Consider the following 7,707-nt stretch of genomic DNA (forward strand, 5'->3'; position numbering starts at 1 on the left):
TCGCGCCCGATGCCCGCGCAGGCGTGACCGGCCGCGGGCACGCGCGGCGGCCGGCCGCCGGTACGTGCGTGCGCGTTACAGCGGCAGTTGCGTGTCGAACTTGATTTCGCGCAGCACGACGCTCGTGCGCACCTGCGACACGGCGGGGATCTTGAAGATGCGTTCGTGCAGGAACACGTCGTAGGCCTTGATGTCCGGCGCGACGATCTTGAGGATGTAATCGGCTTCGCCGGTCGTGCTGTAGCACTCGGTGACTTCCGGGCAGGTCGAGATCTCGCGCTCGAACTGCTCGACGCCGCCTTCGTTGTGGCGGGTCAGGTGCACGTGCGCGAGCGCGCAGACGTGCAGGCCGAGCTTCTCGCGATCGAGCAGCGCCGTGTAGCGCTGGATCACGCCCGACTGTTCCATGTCCTTGATGCGGCGCCAGCACGGCGTGCTCGACAGGCCGACCTGGTCCGAGATTTCCTGGACCGAGCGGCGCGCGTCGAGCTGCAACAGGCGAAGGATTTTTTGCGAAAAGGAATCGAGCGTCACCTGCGCCTCCATGCGGCAACTACAACACGCTGAATGTTAGAGGGCCGGGAAAGGAAAGGCAATCTGGCGTCGCGTTGTTGAGCGAGATTCGCTAATTTGCTCGCGGATCCGTGGGGATTTGTCCCGCGCCTGCGTTTTCCGACCGATCGGTGTCCGACACCGCGAGGCCCGCGAGCGCGGCCTGCTGGCGGCGCAGGTCGGCGAGCATGTTGCAGAACAGCGCGCCTTGCTCGATCGCGTCGTCGAGCGCGACGTGCGTGTGCGGATGGTCGTCGAACCAGTGCTTCGGAAAGCGCGGCTTGATCGCCTTGCGGTACGGCAGGCCCGTCATCGCGAACGCGAGCGTCTTGATGTCGAGCGCCGACCACGAAAACGGGCAGCGTCCGGCGAAGCGCATCATGTACCAGAACATGAACGTGAAGTCGAAGCCGGCCGGCATCGCGACGAATACCGGCTTGCCGGGCAGCGCCTCGACCCAGTCGACGTACGCGACCAGCGCCGCTTCGGGCGCCTGCAGATCCTTCCGGCACGCGGCCCATGCTTCGGGCTCGGTCTTCCACCACGCTTCCTGCACCGGGTGCGCCTGCGCGCCCGGCAGCGTGTCGAGGTTGGCCGAGAACGTCGCGATCAGCTGCTTGTCCTCGGTATAGGCGGCCGACGCGAAGCTCAGCATCGAGTGCGGGCCGGGAATCGGGCCGTCGGCCTCGACATCGGTGCTGACGTAGATTTCCGGGATGGCGGTCTGGTTCATCCGAATACCTTGTCGGACACGAACGGGTTCGTGCGGCGCTCGTCGCCGAACGTCGACACCGGGCCGTGGCCCGGCACGAACGTGACGTCGTCGCCGAGCGGCCACAGCTTCTCCTTGATCGACCGGACGAGATCCTCGTGATTGCCGCGCGGGAAATCGGTACGGCCGATCGAGCCGGCGAACAGCACGTCGCCGACGATCGCGACGCGATGCGCGCGGCTGAAGAACACGACGTGGCCCGGCGTGTGGCCCGGGCAGTGATAGACCTCGAGCGTCTCGTCGCCGAACTGCACGGTGTCGCCGTCGTTCAGCCAGTGATCCGGCTCGAAGGTTTCGGCGGCCGGAAAGCCGAAGCGTTCGCTTTGCATCGGCAGCTTCTCGATCCAGAAGCGTTCTTCTTCCTGTGGCCCCTCGATCGGTACGCCGTAGTGCGTCGCGAGCGTCTTCGCGCCCGCGCAGTGATCGATGTGCCCGTGCGTGAGCAGCACCTTCTCGACCTGCACGTTCTGCCGCGCGACTTCCTGTTCGATCCGGTCGAGATCGCCGCCCGGATCGACGACGGCGGCGCGGCCCGTCTTCTCGCAGACGAGCAGCGAGCAGTTCTGCTGGAACGGCGTGACCGGAATGAGCGTGACTTTCATGGAGGCACCGGCGGCTAAAAGGAGCGATTGTACCGGTCGCGCGTGCCGCCTGCCGGTCGCGCGACGCGCGTCGCGATGCATGCGTTCGGGCATTCCCGGAGCATGTCGATTGTTACGGCCATAGTGAGAATCAATGGTCCGCAGGGGGTGCTTTTCGGGTTGACCTTTTGGTTTATGTATAATGCGCCCCATTGCACGTGAATTTCACGCAATTCGCTGGTGTTTCGGCCCCGTTAAAAAGGGGCGTCGGAGGCACCGTCAAGCATCAGCCGCCGGGGAGTCCGGCGGTGTATCCAGCACCGAGCTTTCGGTGCTCACGTCTTGTCCGGCCGGGTGCTGCGCGCCCGCCTGCGGCCCTGCTGCCGCGCCGCCGGATGAGGCCTGTGCCGCCGTTCCTGTGAGTCGGTCGTTTCGACGCGCGCGAACGTGAAGCCATGTTCGATGGCGGCATGTGGGGTCTGGTCAGGCTGTTGGGGACAGGTTGCGCCAGACGTGAAAACTAATCAGGACGGTTGCGGCCTAGACGAAAGCCGCGCCCATGCAAGCCGCCTGCTCGCATCCGAGCGGGGCGTGCACGCATTTGCCGTCCGGGCCGCATATCTGCGCTGTGAATCGGCGTGATGAAGGAGCGGCCCGAACCAGAAGGCGACACGTCGATGAATTTACGTTTTCCGAGTCGATTCGGGACCATTGCATTGTTTTTTGCGCTGACGGGCTGTGCGGTGCCACCCAGCCAGACCACCGGTAGCGCGAACCAGAAGAACGCCGTCGACAAGACGGCCGCCGCCGCGAAGGCGGATAGCGACAAGCAGCTGAATTTTGATTCCGCGCTGGCGTCGATGCCGGCTGCCGACAGCAAGGACGCGAAGAAGTCGTCGCTGGCGGACGCCGAGCCGATCGACGGCAAGGATGTGTCCGATTTCCGCCAGACGGGCCGCGCATCGTGGTACGGGCGGGATTTCCACGGCCGCCGCACCGCGAACGGCGAGCGCTTCAACATGAACGCACTCACCGCCGCGCACCGCACGCTGCCGCTGTCGTCGTACATCAAGGTGACGAACGCGTCGACCGGCAAGTGGGTCGTCGTGAAGGTCAACGATCGCGGGCCGTACAAGCGCGGCCGCGTGCTCGACCTGTCGTATGCGGCCGCGAAGCTGATCGGCCTCGTGCACGCCGGCACCGGCCGCGTGAAGATCGAAGGTCTGTCGCCGCAGGAAGCGCGCGAGGCGCGCGACGAAATGTTCGCGTCGATCTCGGCGAAGTAACGCAGCGGATCGACCGCTCATGCAAAAGGGCTGCCCGAGGGCAGCCCTTTGTCTTTCCGGCACCGCGCGATGCCGGCGCCGGTTTCCCGGTGCCGGCCCGCTCGCGTGTCAGCGCTCATCCTTCAGCGCAAGCGCTCGCGCATACAGCGTGTTGCGCGACGCGCCCGTCAGCGCGGCCGCGAGCTTGGCCGCACTCTTCACCGGCACCTCTTCCAGCAGCAGCTTGAGCAGCGCATCGTGCGCGGTGTCGTCGGCTTCGCCGCTCGTCTCCGGTGCGCCTTCGACCACCAGCACGAACTCGCCGCGCTGCCGGTTCGCATCGCCGGCGAGCCAGGTCTGTCCTTCGGCCAGGGTGCCCTGGAACAACTGCTCGTGTAGCTTGGTGAGCTCGCGCGCGATCAGCAGCCGGCGCGCGGGTCCGAACGCATCGGCGAGCGCGGCGACGGTTTCGGCGATCCGGTGCGGGGCCTCGTAGAACACCAGTGCATACGGGTGCGATACCAGCGCCTGCAGCGCGGTCGCGCGCTGCTTGGTCTTCGGCGGCAGGAAGCCTGCGAACGTGAACGCGCCGGCCCAGTCGCCGGCCACGCTCAGCGCGGTCACCGCCGCGCTCGCGCCCGGCAGTGGAATCACCGCGAAGCCGGCGGCGCGCACGGCATCGACGAGCCGCGCGCCCGGGTCCGAGATGCCGGGCGTGCCGGCGTCGGATACGTAGGCCACGCGTTCGCCGCCGCGCAGCAGTTCGATTACGCGTTGTGCGGCTTCGCGTTCGTTGTGCTCGTGCACGGCGACGAGCGGTTTCGAAATCCCGTAGCGGGCGAGCAGCTGGCCCGTGTTGCGGGTGTCTTCGGCCGCGATGCGGTCGGCGAGGCCGAGCACGTGCAGCGCGCGCAGCGTGATGTCGGCGGTGTTGCCGATCGGCGTGGCGACCACGTAGAGGGCGGCGTCCGGATAGTGCTGCGTGTGCGCGAGTTCGAGGAGGGCAGTCATGGCAGGCAATGCGCGCAATCGCGGCGCAAGCGGAACAAGGACGGCATTGTGCCACGCGGCGCCGGCCCGGCCGGGCGACGGGCGCGGTTTGCCAGGCGCGGTCGACAACTTTTCCGGTGCGGCGCGATCCAAACCGGTCGGCGCGGCGTTCGAGCTGCGTGCGCGGCAGTTTCTCGAGCGCCGCGGCCTGGCGTTCGTCGCGGCGAACGTGACGATGCGCGGCGGCGAGCTCGATCTCGTGATGCGCGAGCTGAGCCATGCCGCGCAGGCGATCGCGCTCGAGCGCGGCGAGCTCGACATCGGGCTGCTGCATACGCCGGTTCCCGTCAACGGCCGGATGCGCGAGAAGCTGATCCGGCGCGACCCGCTCGTCGCCGTGCTGCCGAAGGATTTCCGGCGCCAGCCCGACGGCACGGTCACGCTGCAGGATCTCGCCGGCGCCGGCCTCGTGTGGTTTCCGCACGACCAGTTGCCGCTGATCCGCGCCGGCATCCTCAGCGCATTCCGGCAGGCCGGGCACCCGATCGACATCGTGCTCGACGTGAACCGCACGCTCACCGTGATCTCGTGCGTCGCCGCCGGATGCGGCGTGTCATTGCTGCCGCAGTCGATCCACACGTTCGCGTTCGACGGCGTCGCCTACGGCGCCGTCCGCGATGGCGCCGCGCTGCCGCTGTTCGAACTCAGCGCGATCTGGCCCGCGCGATCGCGCCCGACGCTCGCGGATCGCTTTGCCGCGCTGCTGCCGTCGGCGGACGTCCCGCGCTGACTGGCCGGGCCGTGTCCGGCGCCTGTCATGGATCTGCCACCGTCGACCGGTAGCGTTCGGGTCTGACCCACGCTATCGACAGACGAATCCGCCATGCAGCGCACGTCGCGCGCCACGCCCCACGTTTATGCGGCCACGTCCCGCGCCCTTGCCGTCAGCCTCGCGATCAACCTGCTGCTGCTCACCGTCGAGACGGTCGCGGCGTGGTCCGCGCATTCGTCGGGGCTGCTCGCGGACGTCGCACACGCGGCGATCGATCTCGCAGCCGATGCACTGATCCTCATTGCGTGCCGGCTCGACGCGCGCCTGCCGCCGGAGCGGCGCCCCACCTACGAACCGCTCGCGCTCGCGGGCCTCGGCGCGTTGCTCGTTGCAACCGGCGCGCAGATGATCTGGCAGGCGACCAACCGGTTCGCGACGCCGCCCGTCGTGCAGCCGGGCGTAACGGCGCTTGCACTCGTCGCCGTCACGCTCGCCGGCAAGGCCGTGCTCTCGCACTGGATGCTGCGCAAGGCGCGCGAGACGGGTTCCGCGCTGCTCGAGGCGAGCGGCTGGCATGTGCGGACCGATGCGCTGTCGTCGCTGCTGGCGGCGCTCGCGATGAGTGCGGCGCTGGTCGGCTTCGGCCGTCTCGACGATCTGGCCGCGCTTGCGATCGGCGCGCTTGTGATCCGTACGGGTGTGGGTTTCATCCGGCGCGGCTGTGCGCAGTGGCCGGCGCTGTCGGCATGGGCGGATCGGTCGACGCGCGGCTCGTGAGCGCAGCGGGCATCGCCGTCACGGGCGTCAGGGTAGCTGCTATCTGCGGCGTTGAATGAAGAAGAGGCTCGCACGGTGCGAGCCTCTTTTGCATGATGTCGCCGCCATCGTCGTGCGACACGCGACGCGTTGACCCATGTCGACGTATCGCCAGACGAATGCGGCCGGTTCCGATGGATCGGCCCTGGCGGTCGCTTACCCGAGCGGCACGACACTCCCGAGCAGAATCCGCACGAGCGTCGCCTGGCGCGTGACCCCCGTCTTCGAGAAGATTGCACGCAGGTGCGTGCGCGCCGTGTTCTTGCTGATCCCCGATTCCTCCGCGGCCTCCTCCAGCGTCAGCCCGTTCGTCAGCAGCAGCGCGAGCGATGTCTCGGCGGGCGTCAGGTCGAACAGCTTGCGGATGATTTCCTGCGCGCCCTGCGGCTTGCGGTCGGGATCGCGCAGGAACAGCGTGACGGCCGGCCGCCGCTTGTTGTCCTCCGACCAGTCGGACAGCAGCACCGTGCGCACCAGCAGCCCGAGGCGCGGCTTGTCGAAGCTGCGCGTGATCGGCATCGCCTCGACGGTCGCCGCGGCCGTGCCGTGGTGTCCCATCACCGCATGGCGGATCAGCCGCTTGAGCGTACGGTTCTCCTGCGCATCGGTCGCTTCGATCGTGCCGCGCGCAATCGTCAGACCGTTGTTCTGCTTGAGAATCTCGTCGGCCACGCTGTTCAGGTCGATGATCGTGTCGTTCTCGTCGAGCGTGATCGTGCCGATCTGCATCCGGTTGATCGCGTTCGCATAGATCGAGCGTTCGACCTCGGCCGTGTCGAGCCGCGAATGCAGTTCCACCGCCCGCTTCAGGTGCGGCAGCAGCAGCGCGCAGATCGCCTTGTCGCGCGCGGAGAACTGCTTCGACGCATGGTTGCGGCACACGCGGAAGCGACATTCGACGCCCGACGACGTGCGCAGGTCCGCGCCGAGGATATAGCGCACGTCCTGCGGTTTCAGGAACTGCTTGTACAGCTCGCTCGACAGCCAGCCCGTGTCGCCGAACACGTCGTCGACCGTGACCACGCGATCGGCCGGCAGGCCGACGAACGGGTCGAGCGAATAGTAGTAGTTGTTGTACGACGCCTCGCCGTCGCCCGGCACCACCGGGCCGAATTCCGACGCGTGCACGGACAGCGGCGCACGGCGGTCGCTCGCGGCCGCGCGCAGGATTAGCGTCACGTAGTTGGCCTGCAGCCAGCGACGGACCAGTTCCAGCGCACCGGCCCACGGCGGCGTCTCCAGCGGCCCCTGGTAGATGCGCGCCATCAGCTCGCTGAAATCCGCGACGCCGATGTCGGCCTCGTCACTGGTTGCCTGGCTCTCTTGCGGAGCCCATCTCGTCTCCATCAGCACGCTCCATCCTCCATACGACATGTTTCTGACGCGACTCACCCGCGCCGCCATGATTAAGACGCGTCTAAATTCCGGCGTCATCGGGAGATTCACTGAATGGTGAGAATTGGCCATCCGTGCGAACGAACCATCGTCCGATCGGATGATGTGGCGCCCTGCCCGCTGCGCTGGAATGCCCGTCAGGCCGTGCCGGCAAGCGTCCGGCGCGGACTCAGGGAAAACCGCGACGCGGGTTTACCTGATTCAAACCGCATACGATTCAGACAGGAGTCCCCATGCCGCTCGACCCACAGGCGCAGGCGCTGCTCGCCGCGTTCGCCCAGGCACCCGCGATCGATTTCGCGCAACTCACCGTTCCCGCGTATCGCGCGAGTCTTGCCGCCGGCGGCGCGTTTGCCCCGGGCGACGCCGTCGCCGCCGAAGAGGACTGGCAGATTCCCGCGTCGGGCCGTCAGTTGTCCGCACGGCTCTATCGGCCCGCCGCCGACGGGCCGTTGCCGCTGACCGTGTTCTTCCACGGCGGCGGCTTCGTGTCGTGCGGGATCGATTCGCACGCGAACCTGTGCCGGAGCCTCGCGGCCCGTGCGCGCACGCTCGTGCTGTCGG

General features: G+C 67.6%; 8 protein-coding genes and 2 pseudogenes. 5 read left to right on the plus strand and 5 right to left on the minus strand.

What is annotated here, in order from left to right; all coding sequences use genetic code 11:
• Positions 1–75: 75 nt before the first annotated feature.
• From G3N93_RS29380 to G3N93_RS29390, 3 genes are all read right to left on the minus strand, one after another.
• A complete protein-coding gene (locus G3N93_RS29380; protein WP_011882933.1) occupies positions 76–546 on the minus strand; it encodes an Lrp/AsnC family transcriptional regulator in 471 nt (156 codons plus the stop codon).
• A gap of 79 nt (positions 547–625) precedes the next feature.
• Positions 626–1,285, minus strand: coding sequence for an exonuclease (locus G3N93_RS29385; RefSeq protein WP_174940031.1), 660 nt, complete (start codon positions 1,283–1,285; stop codon positions 626–628).
• Entirely contained in the window at positions 1,282–1,926 is a 645-nt protein-coding gene (locus G3N93_RS29390; RefSeq protein ID WP_043185095.1) for an MBL fold metallo-hydrolase, read from the minus strand. The genes G3N93_RS29385 and G3N93_RS29390 overlap by 4 nt, the downstream gene beginning before the upstream one ends.
• 656 nt (positions 1,927–2,582) lie before the next feature.
• On the opposite strand from G3N93_RS29390, the gene G3N93_RS29395 reads away from it, so the two are divergent.
• A complete protein-coding gene (locus tag G3N93_RS29395) occupies positions 2,583–3,191 on the plus strand; it encodes a septal ring lytic transglycosylase RlpA family protein (protein ID WP_041492997.1) in 609 nt (202 codons plus the stop codon).
• Between the two features lie 108 nt (positions 3,192–3,299).
• Here the strand turns inward: G3N93_RS29395 and rsmI are convergent, their stop codons facing one another.
• Complete coding sequence (rsmI, locus tag G3N93_RS29400; RefSeq protein ID WP_174940028.1) at positions 3,300–4,181, minus strand: 16S rRNA (cytidine(1402)-2'-O)-methyltransferase; 882 nt, start codon at positions 4,179–4,181, stop codon at positions 3,300–3,302.
• Between the two features lie 46 nt (positions 4,182–4,227).
• Here rsmI and G3N93_RS42290 point away from each other — a divergent pair.
• The 3 genes and pseudogenes from G3N93_RS42290 to G3N93_RS29415 form a co-directional block, all read left to right on the plus strand.
• Positions 4,228–4,431: pseudogene (locus G3N93_RS42290) on the plus strand (YraN family protein); the annotation flags it as partial.
• A pseudogene (locus tag G3N93_RS29410) lies at positions 4,411–4,950 on the plus strand (LysR family substrate-binding domain-containing protein); the annotation flags it as partial. The pseudogenes G3N93_RS42290 and G3N93_RS29410, both read left to right, overlap by 21 nt.
• 93 nt (positions 4,951–5,043) lie before the next feature.
• Positions 5,044–5,709: a cation diffusion facilitator family transporter gene (locus G3N93_RS29415; RefSeq protein WP_174935287.1), complete on the plus strand. Its 666-nt coding sequence runs from the start codon at positions 5,044–5,046 to the stop codon at positions 5,707–5,709.
• 195 nt (positions 5,710–5,904) lie between these two features.
• On the opposite strand, the gene G3N93_RS29420 is transcribed toward G3N93_RS29415, so the two are convergent.
• Positions 5,905–7,095, minus strand: a complete 1,191-nt coding sequence (locus G3N93_RS29420) for a LuxR family transcriptional regulator (RefSeq protein WP_206134532.1) — start codon at positions 7,093–7,095, stop codon at positions 5,905–5,907.
• Positions 7,096–7,376: 281 nt separating this feature from the next.
• Between G3N93_RS29420 and G3N93_RS29425 the strand changes: the two genes are divergently transcribed.
• Positions 7,377–7,707: alpha/beta hydrolase (locus G3N93_RS29425; RefSeq protein WP_206134533.1), on the plus strand; the 331-nt coding region annotated here is incomplete at its 3' end.

It is taken from the genome of Burkholderia sp. Se-20378 (genome assembly GCF_017104665.1).
GTDB classification, from domain to species: Bacteria; Pseudomonadota; Gammaproteobacteria; order Burkholderiales; family Burkholderiaceae; genus Burkholderia; species Burkholderia lata.

Excerpts from the sequence above, each read along its gene's own strand:
- rsmI (WP_174940028.1), bottom strand. The coding sequence starts at position 4,181 with ATGACTGCCCTCCTCGAACTCGCGCACACGCAGCACTATCCGGACGCC.
- G3N93_RS29385 (WP_174940031.1), bottom strand. The coding sequence starts at position 1,285 with ATGAACCAGACCGCCATCCCGGAAATCTACGTCAGCACCGATGTCGAG.
- G3N93_RS29420 (WP_206134532.1), bottom strand. The coding sequence starts at position 7,095 with ATGGAGACGAGATGGGCTCCGCAAGAGAGCCAGGCAACCAGTGACGAG.
- G3N93_RS29390 (WP_043185095.1), bottom strand. The coding sequence starts at position 1,926 with ATGAAAGTCACGCTCATTCCGGTCACGCCGTTCCAGCAGAACTGCTCG.
- G3N93_RS29395 (WP_041492997.1), top strand. The coding sequence starts at position 2,583 with ATGAATTTACGTTTTCCGAGTCGATTCGGGACCATTGCATTGTTTTTT.
- G3N93_RS29380 (WP_011882933.1), bottom strand. The coding sequence starts at position 546 with ATGGAGGCGCAGGTGACGCTCGATTCCTTTTCGCAAAAAATCCTTCGC.
- G3N93_RS29415 (WP_174935287.1), top strand. The coding sequence starts at position 5,044 with ATGCAGCGCACGTCGCGCGCCACGCCCCACGTTTATGCGGCCACGTCC.